Genomic DNA, 15260 nt, shown 5'->3' with positions numbered 1-15260 from the left:
AGCATGCGGCAGAGATCGCAGTAGTCGGGCCCGATACGCGCGCGGCGTACCGGGCCCGAAAACTATTGCGGGCCGGGCAGCCCCGCTCAGGCGACGATGTTCACCAGTCGCCCGGGCACCACGATGATCTTGCGAGGATCCTTGCCGCCCAGCAGTTCCGCGATCTTCTCGTCGGCCAGGGCCGCGGCCTGCACCGCCGCCTGATCGGCATCGGCGGGCACGCTGACGCGACTGCGGACCTTGCCATTGACCTGAATCGGATATTCCACCGAATCCGCCACCAGCAGCGCCGGATCCGCCACCGGGAACGGGCCGTGCGCCAGGGACACCGTGTGGCCCAGGCGTTCCCACAGCTCCTCCGCGATATGCGGGGACATCGGTGCCAGCATCAGGACCAGCGGCTCCACCACCGAGCGCGGCGCGCCGTCCGGATAGTTCTTGGTCAGGTAGTTGGTCAGCTCGATCAGCTTCGCGCCCGCCGTATTGTCGCGCAGGTTGGCGAAGTCGTCGTCGACCCCGGCGATCGTCTTGTGCAGCAGGCGCAGTGACTCCGGCGTCGGCTCGGCGTCGGTGGCCTTGACGGCGCCCGTCTCCTCGTCCACCACCAGTCGCCACACCCGCTGCAGGAAGCGGTGCGCGCCCACGACATCCTTGGTCGCCCACGGCCGCGAGGTGTCCAGCGGGCCCATCGACATCTCGTAGAAGCGGAAGGTGTCCGCGCCGTACATATCGCACATCTCGTCGGGGGAGATGGCGTTCTTCAGCGACTTGCCGATCTTGCCGTACTCCTGGAAGACCTCCTCCTCCACACCGGAGGCATTGGTCCAGAAGAACTTTCCGTCCCGCTCCACGATCTCCGCGGCCGGCACGTACGTACCACGCGCATCTTTGTAGGCGTAGTCCTGGATATAGCCCTGGTTGAACAGGCGGCGGTACGGCTCGGAACCCGACACGTCACCCAGATCGAACAGGACCTTCTGCCAGAAGCGGGCGTACAGCAGGTGCAGCACCGCATGCTCGACACCGCCGACATACAGGTCCACGCCACCCGGATCCTTCGGACCGTGCTCCGCGGTGCGCGGGCCCAGCCAGTACTTCTCGTTCTCCGGTGCGCAGAACTGCTCGGCATTGGTCGGATCCGCGTAGCGCAGCTGGTACCAGGAACTGCCCGCCCAGTTGGGCATGACATTGGTGTCGCGGCGGTACCGCTTCGGGCCGTCACCCAGATCCAGCTCCACGTGCACCCAGTCGGTGGCCTTGGCCAGCGGCGGGGACGGCTCGGAATCGGCATCGTCGGCATCGAAGGTGACCGGGGCGAAGTCTTCCATCTCCGGCAGCGTGACCGGCAGCATGGAATCCGGCAGCGCGTGCGGCGCACCGTCCTCGTCGTACACGATCGGGAACGGCTCACCCCAGTAGCGCTGGCGGGCGAACAGCCAGTCGCGCAGCTTGTACTGCACGGTGCCGTGGCCGTGGCCGTTGGCCTCCAGTTCCGCGATCACCTTGGCCTTGGCGGACTCGATGTCCAGGCCGTCCACGTAACCGGAGTTCACCAGGGCGCCCTCACCGGTGTACGCGGCCGCCGTGACATCCCCGCCCGCAACGACTTCCACGATGGGCAGGCCGAAGGAGGTGGCGAAATCCCAGTCGCGCGGATCGTGGCCGGGGACGGCCATGATCGCGCCGGTGCCGTAACCGCTCAGCACGTAGTCGGCGATGAAGATCGGGACGCGGGCGCCGTTCACCGGATTGGTGGCGTAGGTGCCCAGGAAGACGCCGGTCTTCTCCTTGTTCTCCTGGCGCTCCAGATCCGATTTGGCCGCGATCGACTTGCGGTACGCCGCAACGGCTTCCGCCGGGGTGTCGACGCCGCCGAAGGTCCAGCGGGCCTCGGTGCCGGACGGCCAGGACGCGCCGGTCAGGCGGTCGACCAGCTCGTGCTCGGGGGCCAGCACCACATAGGTCGCGCCGAACAGCGTGTCGGGCCGGGTGGTGAAGACCTCGATGACGTCCGAGCCCGCCTCGAACTTGACCTGCGCGCCCCGCGAGCGGCCGATCCAGTTGCGCTGCATGGCCTTCACGTTCTCCGGCCAGTTCAGCTCGCCCAGATCATCGACCAGGCGATCGGAGTAGGCAGTGATGCGCATCATCCACTGCCACAGCCGCTTCCGGAACACCGGGAAATTGCCGCGCTCACTGCGGCCGTCGGCGGTGACCTCCTCGTTGGACAGCACGGTGCCCAGTCCGGGGCACCAGTTGACCATCGAATCCGTCTGGTAGACCAGGCGATACGAATCGATCAGCGCATTGCGCTCGGCCCGGGTGCGGTCCGCCCAGGAGCGGCCCTCCACCGGATTGCGCTTGCCGTCCTCGAATTCGGCGATCAGCTCCGCGATCGGGCGGGCCTTGCCCAGGCCCTCGTCGTACCAGGCGTTGTAGATGCGCAGGAAGATCCACTGCGTCCACTTGTAATACTCGGGATCGGTGGTCGCGAACGAACGGCGGCGATCGTGGCCCAGGCCCAGCCGATCCAGCTGCCGCTGCATGGTCGCGATATTCGACTCGGTGGTCACCCGCGGATGCGCGCCGGTCTGCACGGCGTACTGCTCGGCGGGCAGGCCGAAGGCGTCATAGCCCAGGGCGTGCAGCACATTCCGGCCGTGCATGCGGTGGAAGCGGGCGAACACATCGGTGGCGATGTAGCCCAGCGGGTGGCCGACGTGCAGGCCCGCGCCCGACGGGTACGGGAACATGTCCTGGATGAACAGCTTGTCGGCGGGCACGTCACCGTGCAGCGGGCCGACCGGATTGGGTGCGTAGAAGGTGCCGCGCTCCTGCCAGGCGCCCTGCCACTTCTGCTCTACACGGCCCGCCAGCTCGGCGTTGTAGCGGTGTGCGGGCACTTCGCTGCCCCCACCCGCCGTCGCGGTGGGTGTATCGGTTGCACGAGTGTCCTGCACGGTCCTGCCTTCTGTTGTCCGAGCTGATCCCCGATAAGGTCGCTCACCAGGGTAAAGCGCCCGCACCCTCAGCCCCAAAAAGGGTCGGAACCTCGCACCCCCGACACCCGCCGGACGCGCCGGGCACGAGGGGCGTGAACCACGCTGTCTCCGTGCCGAGTAGCCTCGACCGGGTGTTCGTGGTAGCGCTGATCCTCTTCGTCCTCGCGGCTGTGGCCGTGGTCACCGGGCTGCTCGGACTCACGGGCACGCTGCCCGGGAACCGGTACTTCGGCGTGCACAGTGAAGCCGCTGTCCGCACCGAAGAAGCCTTCAAGTACGCCAACAAGGTGGCCGCGCCGACCTCCATCGTCGCAGGCGTACTGCTCGCCGCCGCGGGTGCCGTCGCACTGGTCGCTGGCGCCGTCCCCGCCCTGATCATCGCGGCCGTGGCCCTCGTAGTTTCCGTCTTCACCCTGGGTGCGGGCGCGGCAGCGGCGGAAAAGGCGCTGGCCGTGCGATTCCCGGAGGAGAAGGTCGGCGGCTGCGGCAGCGCCTGCGGATCCTGCTCGCTGCGCGACGCCTGCCAGCCCGCCGGCTGATTCAGTTCCGGAGGTCGCGGCGCATCCAGATGTGCGGGATGCCCGCATCCATCTCGATATCTCCGTACGCCTGGTAGCCCAGCTTCTCGTAGAAGCCGGTGGCCTGGGTCTGCGCATGCAGCTCGATACCGCTGAGCCCGCGGTCCCGGACCCGATCCTCGATGGCCCGGACCAGTGCCACGCCGAGCCCGGTGCCGCGAGTCTCCGACAGCACGGCCAGGCGGCCGAGCACGCCTACCCCGTCCTGCACGATCAGCCGTCCCGCGCCGACCGGTTTCCCGTCGAGCCGGGCCAGGAAGTGATCGGCGGTCTCGTCGAGTTCATCGATCTCGATGTCCTCGGGTACGCCCTGCTCATCTACGAACACTCGCAGGCGGATGGCATAGGCCTCGGCTAATTCCGCTTCACTGCTGACGGTGACGACCTCGATCATGAGGTCAGCATGCCTCAGCGCTCGAGATCGGTATGCCTCAGTGCTCGTGGTCGGCATGTCTCAGTGCTCCGGATTACTCGCGCACGGTGGCGGCGGCACACTGCGCGAGAGCGGACTGTTCGCCGGATTGATGTAGAAGACGGTCAGCATTACCGGATCGGGCCCGGAATTCCGGGCCAGATGCGCATGCGCCCGCCCGCGCAGCTCCCGGAAGATCCGCCACGGCCGCTTGATCGCCGCCGCGCAGTCCAGCCCCGGATGATCCAGCGGCCCACCCGTGACCAGCACGAACAGGGTGCCGTCGTGATAATGCCAGCCGCTGTGCCCGCCCGGCTCGAGCACGGTCTGCCGCAGCACGAACTCCCAGCCGGCGATCGACACCCGGGCCAGTACCCGGCTCACGGTGCCGACCGCCGGCGCCGGATTGGGCCGGAAGCCGTGCGCGGCAGCGTATTCGGAGGAGGGCACGCCCGTATTCTCCCGAATACGATCAGTGCTCGTCGTAATGCCCGTCATGGGCGGCATGCCGATGACCGTCGTGGATGTAATCGACGTGGTCACCGTGCGGCACCGAGACATGCCCGCACCCATCGCCGTGCTGATGCGTATGGCTGTCGTGCGCGGCGTGCCCGCTGGGCTCGCACTCGTCGAAGTGACCGTCGTGCGCCCGGTGCAAATGCCCGTCGTGCACATAGTCCACATGATCGCCATGCGGAACAGCAACGTGTCCGCAACTAGCGCCGTGTTCATGGTCGTGACCGGTATGAGCGGCATGAGGGGCCGTCATGGAACTTCCTTTCCGAGATGGACGGAACGATCCAGCAAACCAATCGTCACATTAGCATTCGCGCATTACTGCGCCCGCCGCCCAGCGAACCGCCGCACTAACGACCACCGAGTCGTCCGCGACCCCGGCTCGGGCAACCCGGCGTCCCGCGCGAAGGCCGCGGCATCGGCGACCGTGCCGGTCTTCGGACGGCCCCGCGCCCACTCCACATAGCGCGCCCGGAAATCCGGCCCGCACGCATGCGCCAGCAGCGGAAACCGCCCCGCCACTTCGTCGGCCCGCTTGTGCAGCAAGGCGTGGGCCGCGGCCGACACATCGCCCGCATCGAAGCCGGGTTCCAGCTGTTCCCCGGCGGTCAGCGCGCGCACCAGCGCCACCTGCCGCGCCGCGAGCCGGTCCGTAGCGTTCGGCGGCCGCGCGCCGCGAAGGGTGATCGGCGGTCGGCCGGCCGCGGCGGCGATTGCGCCGAGCTCGGCGGCGAGTTCTGTTGCGGCCGGATAGTTTCCGTCGCGTTCCAGCATGAGGGGAACCTCGCGCCCGTTCGTGAACTCGCTGACCAGTGCCAGCACCTCCGGAGGGACCCGGTCGCTGTGCGTGTCGTGATAGCGGCCGCCGGATACGTGCCCGCCCGCGACGTGGCAGTAGGCCAGCCGTTCGGTGGGCAACCGCAGCAGTTCGGTCAGCGGATCACGAGATCGATTGCGCGCGTTGGCATAGATGTTCGCGATATCGAGCAGCAGGTACACGCCGGTGCGCTCGGTCAGTTCCTGCAGAAACTCCGCCTCGGAGTATTCCGCGTCCGGCCATTCGAACAGCGCGGCGATGTTCTCCACCGCCAGCGGCACCTCCAATTCCCGTCGCGTGCGAAGAATGTTGCGCTCCAGCGCATCCAGCGCCTCGCGGGTGCGCGGCACCGGCAAGAGATGCCCGGCCTCCATCCCGCCTGCCCGCACGAAGGCGATGTGCTCACTGACCAGCGGCGCCCCGAGCGCCTGCGCGCACTTCGCCAGGTGCGCGACCCGGTGTTCGTCCACCGCCTCCGCGCCGCCCAGCGACAGCGAAACACCGTGCGGCACCGCCGGTATGCCGCGTTCGATGAGAGCGATCAGTTCTTCGGGCACGACGAGCTCGCGCGATTTCCCCGCCCGGCCGCGCAGGCCGTGCTGCGGGCCGAGTGATTCGGCGATCACCTCGCAGAAGCCGAGGCCGTCCAGATCCGCGATGATGCCGCAGATTTCGCGGCGCCAGCCGATCCCGATCGCGCCGCCGGGCAGAGGCGAGGTGATCATCCGCCGCACCCTCCACCTCCGCCGCCGCACCCTCCGCCGCCGCCCCCGCAACTCCCGCCGCCGCTTCCGGTGCTGCAGTGCACGTGACCGCCACCGCCACTGGTACTGCAACTGGCGCCCCAGATGCCCGGGTTCGTAGCGAGGACCTGGGTGGTGCCGGCGAGCCCGGGATCCAGGGACCAGAGGGCCGGGCCGCCGAACAGGGCGGTGGCGAGGGCGGCGCTGCCGATGCCGTAGGCGTGGTATGCGGGGTCGTTCGCCGGCCGCAGGTGCGCATTCCGCCGCCGGTAATTCCGGAGGGTGGCGCGCCCGTAGCCGGTGAGGCGAACCGGGCGGACCACCAGGTAGATACAGATCGCCACCCCGACCATCGACCCGATGAGATTGCCGACCGGCCGATGGCCGAGCAGGCCCGCGACCAACCGCACCACACCCAGCACGAATACGGCGTCGAGCGGGATCGAAGCGAGCAGTAGTGAATCCTCCCGGGCGGAACTCATCATGAGGCCGCGACCGCGGAGCTCATGGCTCATTTGTTCGCGCGGATTCCACACGGCCAGACCGAGTTCCGTCACGTGCCGCTTCGCCGAACTGCCGAGGTGCGCGAGCAGGGCGCGCGACACCGGATCCAGCTCGCCGTATTCCGCATCGGAGGGCGTGCGGATCGGTTCGCCGCCGGAGTCGATGAGCTGCCGCTCACGCAGCACCGCCAGTCCGGCGAGCACGGGCCTGCGGTCGTCGACGAGCAGGGCGGCCTGCACCGGTGTGAGCGCCGGGTCGGTCGGCCCGCGGGCCGACCGGATCGTGATGACGCGCCAGACGAGGCCGATGACGGTGGCCGCGAGCGCGGCCACGAGATAGACGCGGATGAAATCCGGACCCGATATCCCCCAGGTATCGGCCGCGACAGCCGATTCCGAGGCCCCGTCCGCAATGGTCCAGGGGACCATGTCTCCCCCCTCGGGAGTCGTGCCGACTTGCGGTTCGCCGCAAGCCTTGTGGAGCATCCCCAGTATCGCGCTGTCATGGGTGCGGTGTTAATACCCTGGAACCGGGGTGATTAGCCTGGCTAAGTGCGATTTCTGAGCAGGTTCTATATCGACGGGTTCATCCTGTCGATTTTCGCCGTCATCGCGATCGCGAGCGTCTTTCCGGCGCGGGGCGAGGCGGCTACGGGGGTGGACTGGGCCACCAAGGTGGCCATCGGGTTGCTGTTCCTGCTCTATGGCGCTCGGCTGGCGCCGGACGAGGCGCTGGCGGGGCTCAAGCATTGGCGGTTGCATCTGACCGTGCTGGCTTGCACGTTCGTGTTGTTCCCGATCATCGGGTTGGCGGCGCGGGTACTGGTGCCGCATGTGCTGACCAAGGATCTGTATACCGGGCTGTTGTTCCTGTGCCTGGTGCCGTCGACGGTGCAGTCGTCGATCGCGTTCACCTCCATCGCGAGAGGCAATGTGGCGGGCGCGATCGTGAGCGCCACCGTGTCGAATCTGCTGGGGGTCTTCCTGACTCCCGCACTGGTCATTCTGCTCATGAACACCACCGGGCAGGCGAAAGTGGATCCGTCCGCGGTGGTGGACATCGTGTTGCAGTTGCTGGTGCCGTTCTTCCTCGGTCAGCTCATCCGGCCGAAGGTGAAGGGATTCCTGCAGAAGTACGCGCAACCCACCAAGCTGGTGGATCGGGGATCCATCCTGCTGGTGGTGTACAGCGCGTTCAGTGCGGGCATGGTGGAGGGGATCTGGCATTCCATGTCGCCGTGGCGGATTCTGGTGCTGGTCGTGGTGTGCTGCACGATGCTCGCGATCGTGCTGGGGGTGACCTCGGTGATCGGGCGGGCCCGGCACTTCGATCGCGGGGATCGGATCGTGGTGGTGTTCTGCGGTTCCAAGAAGAGCCTGGCGACCGGGCTGCCGATGGCGACCGTGCTGTTCGCGGGTGCGCCGGTGGGGTTGATCGTGTTGCCGCTCATGATCTTCCATCAGGTGCAGCTGATCACCTGTGCGGCGCTCGCTCAGCGCTGGGCCCGGAGCGCGGAACAACCGGCGGTCATGAGCGAGTAGCGACCGACGGCTCCGATCGGACGGTGACCGACAGCAGCCGGCTGTCATCGCGGCGCAGCGGCCGGCCGGGACCGGCGGGCCGCGCCGCCAGCGCGTGCACCACCGCCCGATCCGCGGCGGGATCACCGACCGCGATGCGGGCGCTACCGTCCGGATAGCGTTTGGCCACAATGCCGGCGCGGGACAGCGCGGGCACGATATCGCGGCCCGGCAGGTACAGGAAGTTGGCGCTGCTGCGGGGCACCCGGATACCGCCGAGCCGCAATTCCGTGCGCAGCAGTTCGCGCGCGGTGGTGATGCGCAGAATCCGTTCGCCCAGTTCGGCTTCCGCCGCATAGGAGGCCCGCACCGCGGCCACCGCGGTGCCGGGCACCCCGAACGGCAGTTGTAGCCGCTGCACCCGGCGCACCAGCTCCGGCGATCCGAAGGCGTAGCCGATGCGCAGTCCCGCCAGCCCGTATGCCTTGGAGAAGGTGCGCAGCACCAGCACGTTCGGATGCCGTCGCACCAGTTCGACGGTGTCGAGAGCGTCTGCCGCACCGAGGAATTCGACATACGCCTCGTCCAGGATCACCGGCACCTGCGCCGGAATCGAGAACAGGAAGGCCTTCAGCTCGCTGGCCGAGACCACGGTGCCGGTCGGATTGTGCGGGCGGCAGACGGCGATCAGCCCCGTGTGTTCGCCCACCACCCGCGCCATGCCCCAGAGATCCTGGCGGCCACCGGAATCGAGCGGTATCCCCAGCGCCCGCAGGCCGATCATGTTCGCCATGATCGGATAGCCGTCGAAGGTCGGTGTGGCGTAGACGAACCGGGATCCCGGTGCGGGCAGGGTCTGCATGATCTGCATGGCCACCCCGGTCGCACCGGACCCCACCACCACCTGATCGGGGCCGACACCCACATGCCCGGCGATCAGTTGCGGCAGCCGATGCGGCAGGAATTCCGGATACCTGTTCGCCTCGCCGAGGCAGTCGCCCAGCGCGTCCAGCACCGAAGGCAGCGGCGGGAACGGATTCTCGCTGAGACTCAGGTCGTAGCGGACGGGTTCCCGGCGCCGGCCGGGAGCCGAAGCATCCTGTGCCGCGGCGACTTCCTTGCCGTTGAGCCCGCTCGGCCACGGCACCGGCGTGGTCATCGCGCCGCGCCCCAGCGCACGGCCGCGGCCCCGGCGAAGTCCCCGGCATGCGCGAACGCGGCCATCAGCACCACCGAGTCGTTGCGCAGCCGCCCCGCCCGGTTCTCGGCGTCGAGGGTGACGGGAATGCCTGCCGCGAACAGGTTTCCGCAGTGGTCGAAGGTGTCCGGATGCCGTTCGGGCGGCAGTTCGAGGGCCTCGTTCCAGTTGCGCAGGAACAGCCGGTTCGGCTGATTGGTGACGAAGGTGTCGATATCGCGGGACTTCACGCCGATGCGCTTGCACACCTCCTGCGCCACCTCGGGCACCAGCCGGTTGCCGCGCGCCATCACCTTGGCCACCTTGGATTCGGTGAAGCTCACGCAGCCCTGACCCTCGCCGGGCTCCCAGTATTTGCGGTCGCTGTTGGTGCTGAATTCCATGTCCCCGGCGAACTCCGGATACGTGCGGCATTCGATGTCGAGAATCGGTGCGCTGTTGTTCTTCACCAGCAGCCCGACCCCGCAACCGTCACCGGGCACGGGCGCCTGCGCCAGCCCGCGGATATCGGACTGGGTGAACACCGGTCCGGCACAGTTCTGCGAGCAGGCGATGAGCGCGGTGCGCGCATCGGTGGACCGCATGATCATCCGGGCCAGCCACATCATGTGGATGAAGGCCGCGCAGCCGCCATTGTGCACATCGAAAACCCAGCGCGGCTTCATATCCAGGCGGCGTGCCACCTCCGGCCCGGCGCCGAGCACCGGATTGTCCGGCAGCTGGGTGTGGGTCAGCAGGATGTCGATATCGCGGATCTCCGCGGCGCCGTGCCGTTCGATGAGCGGCGCGACGGCGCGCTCGACCATGTCCACCGCGGTTTCGTCGCGGGCCACGTGGTGGCGGGCCTTGGGCGCTCGGAACATGACGTTCTTCGCCATGCGGTCGGATCGCGAGAATTGCGTGAAATACTCGGTGCCCACCGGGTTTCCGGGCAGATAGCCGGCCACGTCGACCAGGCTGACAGGCGGCATCCCGAGGTCGGGGTCGGTGAAGTCCATGACGTTCTCCTCAGTCCATCCACTCGGGCTTGATCGGCAGCCCGTGTGCGGCGCGGTATTCGGCGATGGCCTTCAGGTTGTCGAGTTCCAATTGATGTCCGGCGGAGAACATTTCCCAGAAGTCGCCCACCCACACCTTGCGTTTGTCGGGTGCGGTGTCCTGGTAGGGATTCTTGTCGTAGAAGGGGTGGTGGCAGTTCGTCCACAGCACCACCGAACCCGGCTTGTCGAACACCACCTGGGCGTCGACGACCCGCATCAGGTACACCATCCACAGGTGGTCGCCCTGGTCCCAGGCACAGTGGTAGTCCACGGTCATGGCATCCGGGTTGGCGACGGTGCGGGTGTAGATCTTGGTGCTGTCGCCGAGCCGGTCGTAGGAAACCCACAGTCCGGGCGTCTCGGTCTCGGTGAATCCGCGCAGGCTGTAGGTCCATTCCTCCAGGCACCGGGGATCGGCGAGATAGTCGTAGAGCTCGCGCGGCGGTGCGGCGATATAGCCCTGCACCGGGCAGAAGTCGCCGAAGATCTGATCGTGCGGATACACCGACCGGAGCATGTCGAGAATGATCGGGGTGGTCGCATCGCGGTCGGAATTCTCGATGCGCAGCATGCCCGGGATGGCGGTTTCCGGAATATCGCTGAGGGCGGGCAGGGAGCTGGTGGTCATGGGGCTATCTCCTCGGTGCCGTCAAGAACGGTGTGAAGGGCGGGATTTCGTCCGGGTCGCAATCGACGGCGATGAACGACGGTCCGGGACTGCCGACGCAGAGCCGCACCGCGGCGGCGAGTTCGGACAGCGTGCGGGGTGAATACGCGCACATATCCGGGAACATGGCCGCGATCCCGGCGCCCGGATACGCCGGCCGGAATCTGTTGAAGCTGTACCGATCCCCGTAATACAGCTGTTCGCGCGTGATGCACATGGCGTGCGCGTTGTTGTTGAGCACGATGAAGGTGACGGGCAGGTCGTGCTCGACGGCGGTGTGGATCTCCATGCCGTGCATGAAGAACGCACCGTCGCCCGCGATCACGAAGGTGCGGCGGAGGTCGCCGTCGTCGCGATACTGCCGAGCGAAGGCCGATCCGATGCCCGCGCCGAAGGCGTACCCCATGCCGCCCATGCCCAGGGCGACCGTGAAGCGGCCGTCGCGCGGCAGCCGCAGATGATGCACCACCGCCGCGCCCGTATTCCCCGCATCCGCGAAAACATCGGAGCCGTAGGGCAATTCGGCATTGATGGTCTCGACCACCTCGCGATAACGCAGCCCGGGGCCTGCTGCGGACGGCACGTCGAGAGCCGTGACGGTGTCGTCGCGCGGTACCCGCCGGCGGAGCGGGATCACGGTGCTCCGGGCCGTGCCGGAATCCAATTCGCCGCACAGTTCGGTGAGCGTGCGGGCCAGGTCGTTGCTGCGGGCGTACACGCTGCCGGGCAGGAACGGTGGCTCGAGACCGACTGCGGCGGTGGGCACCGCCGCCAGCGTGTCCTCCAGGCCCGCGCGCGCCGTGACCGGCATCCGCGTGCCGACCAGCAGGCACAGGGCCGCGTTCTGCAGGGCGGCCGGCAGCTCGGGGTGGCCCATGCTGCCCGATACTCCGCTGAATCCCGGATCGCCGTGGTGGTACACGTCTTTCGCGTCCGGCGCCACGCCGACCGCCGCATCCAGGACGGCCGCGAACCGGGCCAGTTCGTCGCGGGCGTCGTCGCGGGCCACCTGATCGCCGGCGATGATCACGATCTTGCCGATGGCGCGGGCGGCCCGGATCTCCTCCCGCACCCGCCACAGCGCCTCGATCTCCCGGCGGTAGGCGCGGGTCGGCGGCACGAAGGCGGGCGCCACCAGGTCGGCCTGCTGAATATCCTTGGGCAGCAACAGGACCGCCGGTCCGCCACGCCGCGCCGCGGTGACGGCGCGGGTGAGGTGAGCGGGCAGGTCGGCGGGGGATTCGACGCGGGCACAGTAGTGCGAGATCGGCCCGAACAGCGCGACCGCGTCGAGGCTGCCGGCCAGCCCGCTCGAATCCTGGAAGGCGCCCTTGCCTTCCAGGACGGTGGGCGGCTGGCCGACGAGGGCCAGCACGGGGACCCGCGAGGCATACGCTTCGGCGAGTCCCGCGACCAGATTCATGGCGCCGCCGCCCGAGGTGGCGCAGACGACCCCGAGGCCGGAGGTCGAGCGCGCGTATCCGTCGGCCATGGTGGCCGCCGAGAATTCGTGTTTGGCGACGACGGCGGTGATCAGGTCCCGATGATCGAAGGCCGCGTCGTAGAGATCCTCTATGTTGGCGCCGTCCACACCGAAGATATGTGTCACGCCCAATGCGGAAACTGCTCTGACCAGGTGGTCTACCACCCTTGTACCGCTGTGCATAGGGTGGCTCCTACTACCGCCTGACACCAGCTGCCCGAGGCTCTACCCGGGATACGAAGGTGAGCTACCGCCGGTTCAATGCGGGGTGTCGATCTCCGGGGATTCGGGGTGAAATCCGAGATTCGGGCCCACTCTTGCCATGTATGTATACGTCTACGTATAGTTGGGTCATGCCGAACAAGACGATCTACGTATCCGATGACGACCTCAAACTCTTCCAGCGCGCACAGGAACTGGTGGGGGGAAATCTGTCGGGCGCGATCGTGACGGCACTGCGGCGCTTCATCGAGCTCGAGGAGGGCCGCCAGCAGGGCTACGACGAAGTGGTCCTCAAGGTCGGCAAGGACGGGTTGCGGCAGGTCCGCTTCTCCGGTCAGCTGCTGGCCGAATGGCACCAGGTGGCCAACGAGCGTATCGAGGACATCCGGGTGTATCGCACACGCAAAGGCGCGTTCGCGCTGCACAGCCATTTCTCGTACTGGTCGGAGTTCCCGACCGACACCAATCTGCTCAAGGACTGGCGCCAGTGGCGGCGGTTCCTCGGCATCGGTGAGCAGAACTGGGGAGATTTCGACCTGGAGGTGTTCGAGTCCGTCACCGAGCTGGCCGGCAAGATCCCGGACCGGCTCTACGCCAAGGTGCTCGACGCGACCGAACACCCGAATGTCGAGGACCTCGACATCTGATCCGAAACCCCTGAAGCACAACTGAATTCCCGGCAGAAAGAACTTTGATCTCAGCCTCGGAGATCACGGCACAGCTGACGCATGCATTCATGCATACCAATTTATGAGAGGGGAACAATGAACTCCGGACGGCATCCGGCAGCCATATCGGTCTCCGGACTGTGCAAATCCTTCGGCGAGCAGATCGTGCTCGACCGCATCGACTTCACCGTCCCGGAAGGCAGCATCTTCTCGCTGCTCGGACCCAACGGCGCCGGCAAAACCACCACGGTGCAGATACTTTCGACGCTGATCCACGCCGACGGCGGCGAAATCCAGGTCGGCGGCTACGACCGCGAAACCCAGCCCGACGGCATCCGCTCGATCATCGGCGTCACCGGCCAGTTCTCGGCCGTCGACGAACTGCTCACCGGCCGCGAGAACCTCATCCTCATGGGCGACCTGCACCACCTGCCGCGCGGCGAGAGCAAACGCATCGCCGTCGAGCTGCTCGAGAAATTCGATCTGGTCGACGCCGCCGACAAGATCGCGAGCAGCTACTCCGGTGGCATGACCCGCCGCCTCGACCTGGCCATGACCCTGGTCGGCGAACCGCGCATCATCTTCCTCGACGAACCCACCACCGGGCTCGACCCGCGCAGCCGCCGCACCATGTGGGACATCATCCGGCAGCTCGTCGCGGGTGGCGTCACCGTCTTCCTCACCACCCAGTACCTGGAAGAAGCCGACCAGCTGGCCGACCGCATCGCGGTACTGCACCAGGGCCGGCTCGTCGCCGAGGGCACACCGGACCAGCTCAAGCGCATGGTGCCGGGCAGCTACATCCGTCTCGACTTCAGCGACCGCACCGAACTCGCCGACGCCGCACGGGCATTGGGCAATGCGGCGCAGATCAACGGCGACCTCACCCTCGCGGTCCCGAGCGACGGCGGGGTGCGCTCGGTCCGCGAACTGATCGACCGCCTCGACGCCGTCCACATCGAACCCGCAGGACTGTCCGTGCACACGCCCGACCTGGACGACGTCTTCCTCGCCCTCACCGGCGGGACCTCCGAGAAGGAAGCCATCCGATGACCACCGCCACCTACGCGCCGCCCGTGGCCGCGAACCACGTGTTCGCCGACTCGATGACCATGCTGCGCCGGAACCTGGTGCGCGCCAAGCGATATCCCGGCATGACCTTCGGCGTGATCTTCATGCCCGTGGTCCTCATGCTGATGTTCAACTACATCTTCGGCGGGGCCCTCAAGACCTCGACCGGCAATGCGCACTACATCGACTATCTGACCCCCGGCATGATGCTGATGATCCCGGCGTACATGCTTGTCGGCGTGGCGGTTTCGGTCGCCACGGACATGACCAAGGGCATCGTCAACCGATTCCGCACCATGCACATCTCGCGCTCGGCCATGCTGACCGGTCAGGTCGTCGGCACCTGGATTCAGGGCATGATCGGCGTGACCCTGATGACGCTGGTGGCCGTGGCCTGCGGCTTCCGCAGCCATGACGCCGGTATCGGGAAGTGGCTGCTGGCCATCGCGGTGGTCGCCGCCCTGATCTACGCGCTCAACTGGCTCGGCGTCGCCTTCGGGCTGGTCGCCAAGACCCCGGAGAGCGCGAGCAACCTGCCCTTCCCGATCGTCATGCTGCCCTTCCTCGGCAGCGGACTGGTGCCGACCGCCACCATGCCCACCGGTGTGAAGCAGTTCGCCGAATACCAGCCCTTCAGCCCCATCGCCGAAACCGTGCGCGGGCTGCTGATGGGAACCCCGATCGGGCACAACGGCTTCTGGGCCGTCGGCTGGATCCTGGTACTCGGCCTGGGCGGATACTTCTGGTCCACCACGCTTTTCCGGCGGAAGACGGCCTGATCACACTGCGCGAAGCGAAGACGGCGTACCCGATCCCGGG

General features: G+C 67.4%; 14 protein-coding genes and 1 pseudogene. 5 read left to right on the top strand and 10 right to left on the bottom strand.

Annotation, left to right across the window (positions count from 1 at the left end; genetic code table 11):
* Nucleotides 1–86: 86 nt before the first annotated feature.
* Nucleotides 87–2960, bottom strand: coding sequence for a leucine--tRNA ligase (leuS, locus tag ACIP5Y_RS46145; protein WP_400360159.1), 2874 nt, complete (start codon nucleotides 2958–2960; stop codon nucleotides 87–89).
* Between the two features lie 152 nt (nucleotides 2961–3112).
* On the opposite strand from leuS, the gene ACIP5Y_RS46140 reads away from it, so the two are divergent.
* Nucleotides 3113–3541 carry an SdpI family protein gene (locus tag ACIP5Y_RS46140; protein ID WP_400360158.1) on the top strand — a complete coding sequence of 143 codons (429 nt, stop codon included), beginning with the start codon at nucleotides 3113–3115 and terminating at the stop codon, nucleotides 3539–3541.
* Nucleotide 3542: 1 nt separating this feature from the next.
* Here ACIP5Y_RS46140 and ACIP5Y_RS46135 read toward each other — a convergent pair whose 3' ends face one another.
* From ACIP5Y_RS46135 to ACIP5Y_RS46115, 5 genes and pseudogenes are all read right to left on the bottom strand, one after another.
* Complete coding sequence (locus ACIP5Y_RS46135) at nucleotides 3543–3974, bottom strand: GNAT family N-acetyltransferase (protein WP_400360157.1); 432 nt, start codon at nucleotides 3972–3974, stop codon at nucleotides 3543–3545.
* Between the two features lie 60 nt (nucleotides 3975–4034).
* Entirely contained in the window at nucleotides 4035–4442 is a 408-nt protein-coding gene (locus tag ACIP5Y_RS46130) for a hypothetical protein (RefSeq protein ID WP_400360156.1), read from the bottom strand.
* Between the two features lie 22 nt (nucleotides 4443–4464).
* Nucleotides 4465–4761, bottom strand: a complete 297-nt coding sequence (locus ACIP5Y_RS46125) for a hypothetical protein (protein ID WP_400360155.1) — start codon at nucleotides 4759–4761, stop codon at nucleotides 4465–4467.
* A gap of 428 nt (nucleotides 4762–5189) precedes the next feature.
* Nucleotides 5190–6050, bottom strand: a pseudogene (locus tag ACIP5Y_RS46120) (DUF692 domain-containing protein); the annotation flags it as partial.
* Nucleotides 6047–7000 carry a TIGR04222 domain-containing membrane protein gene (locus ACIP5Y_RS46115; RefSeq protein ID WP_400360154.1) on the bottom strand — a complete coding sequence of 318 codons (954 nt, stop codon included), beginning with the start codon at nucleotides 6998–7000 and terminating at the stop codon, nucleotides 6047–6049. The gene ACIP5Y_RS46115 and the pseudogene ACIP5Y_RS46120, both read right to left, overlap by 4 nt.
* 123 nt (nucleotides 7001–7123) lie before the next feature.
* On the opposite strand from ACIP5Y_RS46115, the gene ACIP5Y_RS46110 reads away from it, so the two are divergent.
* Nucleotides 7124–8113 (top strand): bile acid:sodium symporter family protein, encoded by a 990-nt coding sequence (locus ACIP5Y_RS46110; RefSeq protein WP_400360153.1) that lies wholly within the window; start codon nucleotides 7124–7126, stop codon nucleotides 8111–8113.
* Here ACIP5Y_RS46110 and ACIP5Y_RS46105 read toward each other — a convergent pair.
* The 4 genes from ACIP5Y_RS46105 to ACIP5Y_RS46090 are packed head-to-tail and all read right to left on the bottom strand — an operon-like array spanning nucleotide 8100 to nucleotide 12663.
* Nucleotides 8100–9251 (bottom strand): aminotransferase class I/II-fold pyridoxal phosphate-dependent enzyme, encoded by a 1152-nt coding sequence (locus tag ACIP5Y_RS46105; protein ID WP_400360152.1) that lies wholly within the window; start codon nucleotides 9249–9251, stop codon nucleotides 8100–8102. The genes ACIP5Y_RS46110 and ACIP5Y_RS46105 overlap by 14 nt on opposite strands.
* Nucleotides 9248–10261 (bottom strand): 3-oxoacyl-ACP synthase III family protein, encoded by a 1014-nt coding sequence (locus ACIP5Y_RS46100; RefSeq protein ID WP_400360295.1) that lies wholly within the window; start codon nucleotides 10259–10261, stop codon nucleotides 9248–9250. Before ACIP5Y_RS46100 ends, ACIP5Y_RS46105 begins: the two co-directional genes overlap by 4 nt.
* A gap of 37 nt (nucleotides 10262–10298) precedes the next feature.
* A complete protein-coding gene (locus ACIP5Y_RS46095; RefSeq protein ID WP_400360151.1) occupies nucleotides 10299–10958 on the bottom strand; it encodes an SRPBCC family protein in 660 nt (219 codons plus the stop codon).
* A gap of 4 nt (nucleotides 10959–10962) precedes the next feature.
* Nucleotides 10963–12663: a thiamine pyrophosphate-binding protein gene (locus ACIP5Y_RS46090; protein WP_400360150.1), complete on the bottom strand. Its 1701-nt coding sequence runs from the start codon at nucleotides 12661–12663 to the stop codon at nucleotides 10963–10965.
* A 170-nt stretch (nucleotides 12664–12833) separates the two neighbouring features.
* Here ACIP5Y_RS46090 and ACIP5Y_RS46085 point away from each other — a divergent pair, with 170 nt between their 5' ends.
* The 3 genes from ACIP5Y_RS46085 to ACIP5Y_RS46075 all read left to right on the top strand — a co-directional run bounded on the left by ACIP5Y_RS46085 (nucleotide 12834) and on the right by ACIP5Y_RS46075 (nucleotide 15220).
* Nucleotides 12834–13349 carry an EXLDI protein gene (locus ACIP5Y_RS46085; RefSeq protein WP_400360149.1) on the top strand — a complete coding sequence of 172 codons (516 nt, stop codon included), beginning with the start codon at nucleotides 12834–12836 and terminating at the stop codon, nucleotides 13347–13349.
* 117 nt (nucleotides 13350–13466) lie between these two features.
* On the top strand, nucleotides 13467–14423 hold the full coding sequence (locus ACIP5Y_RS46080; RefSeq protein WP_400360148.1) for an ATP-binding cassette domain-containing protein: 957 nt from the start codon (nucleotides 13467–13469) through the stop codon (nucleotides 14421–14423).
* Nucleotides 14420–15220, top strand: a complete 801-nt coding sequence (locus ACIP5Y_RS46075; RefSeq protein WP_400360147.1) for an ABC transporter permease — start codon at nucleotides 14420–14422, stop codon at nucleotides 15218–15220. The genes ACIP5Y_RS46080 and ACIP5Y_RS46075 overlap by 4 nt, the downstream gene beginning before the upstream one ends.
* Nucleotides 15221–15260: the final 40 nt, after the last annotated feature.

It is taken from the genome of Nocardia sp. NPDC088792 (assembly GCF_044750615.1).
Taxonomy (GTDB): Bacteria; Actinomycetota; Actinomycetes; order Mycobacteriales; family Mycobacteriaceae; genus Nocardia.
Note: the sequence above shows the minus strand (reverse complement) of the source record. Positions and strands in the feature narration are given on the sequence as shown.

What these genes read in the sequence shown, in the direction of transcription:
- ACIP5Y_RS46135 (WP_400360157.1), bottom strand. Translation starts at nt 3,974, where the DNA reads ATGATCGAGGTCGTCACCGTCAGCAGTGAAGCGGAATTAGCCGAGGCC.
- ACIP5Y_RS46125 (WP_400360155.1), bottom strand. Translation starts at nt 4,761, where the DNA reads ATGACGGCCCCTCATGCCGCTCATACCGGTCACGACCATGAACACGGC.
- ACIP5Y_RS46115 (WP_400360154.1), bottom strand. Translation starts at nt 7,000, where the DNA reads ATGGTCCCCTGGACCATTGCGGACGGGGCCTCGGAATCGGCTGTCGCG.
- ACIP5Y_RS46105 (WP_400360152.1), bottom strand. Translation starts at nt 9,251, where the DNA reads ATGACCACGCCGGTGCCGTGGCCGAGCGGGCTCAACGGCAAGGAAGTC.
- ACIP5Y_RS46100 (WP_400360295.1), bottom strand. Translation starts at nt 10,261, where the DNA reads ATGCCGCCTGTCAGCCTGGTCGACGTGGCCGGCTATCTGCCCGGAAAC.
- ACIP5Y_RS46095 (WP_400360151.1), bottom strand. Translation starts at nt 10,958, where the DNA reads ATGACCACCAGCTCCCTGCCCGCCCTCAGCGATATTCCGGAAACCGCC.
- ACIP5Y_RS46090 (WP_400360150.1), bottom strand. Translation starts at nt 12,663, where the DNA reads ATGCACAGCGGTACAAGGGTGGTAGACCACCTGGTCAGAGCAGTTTCC.
- ACIP5Y_RS46085 (WP_400360149.1), top strand. Translation starts at nt 12,834, where the DNA reads ATGCCGAACAAGACGATCTACGTATCCGATGACGACCTCAAACTCTTC.
- ACIP5Y_RS46080 (WP_400360148.1), top strand. Translation starts at nt 13,467, where the DNA reads ATGAACTCCGGACGGCATCCGGCAGCCATATCGGTCTCCGGACTGTGC.
- ACIP5Y_RS46075 (WP_400360147.1), top strand. Translation starts at nt 14,420, where the DNA reads ATGACCACCGCCACCTACGCGCCGCCCGTGGCCGCGAACCACGTGTTC.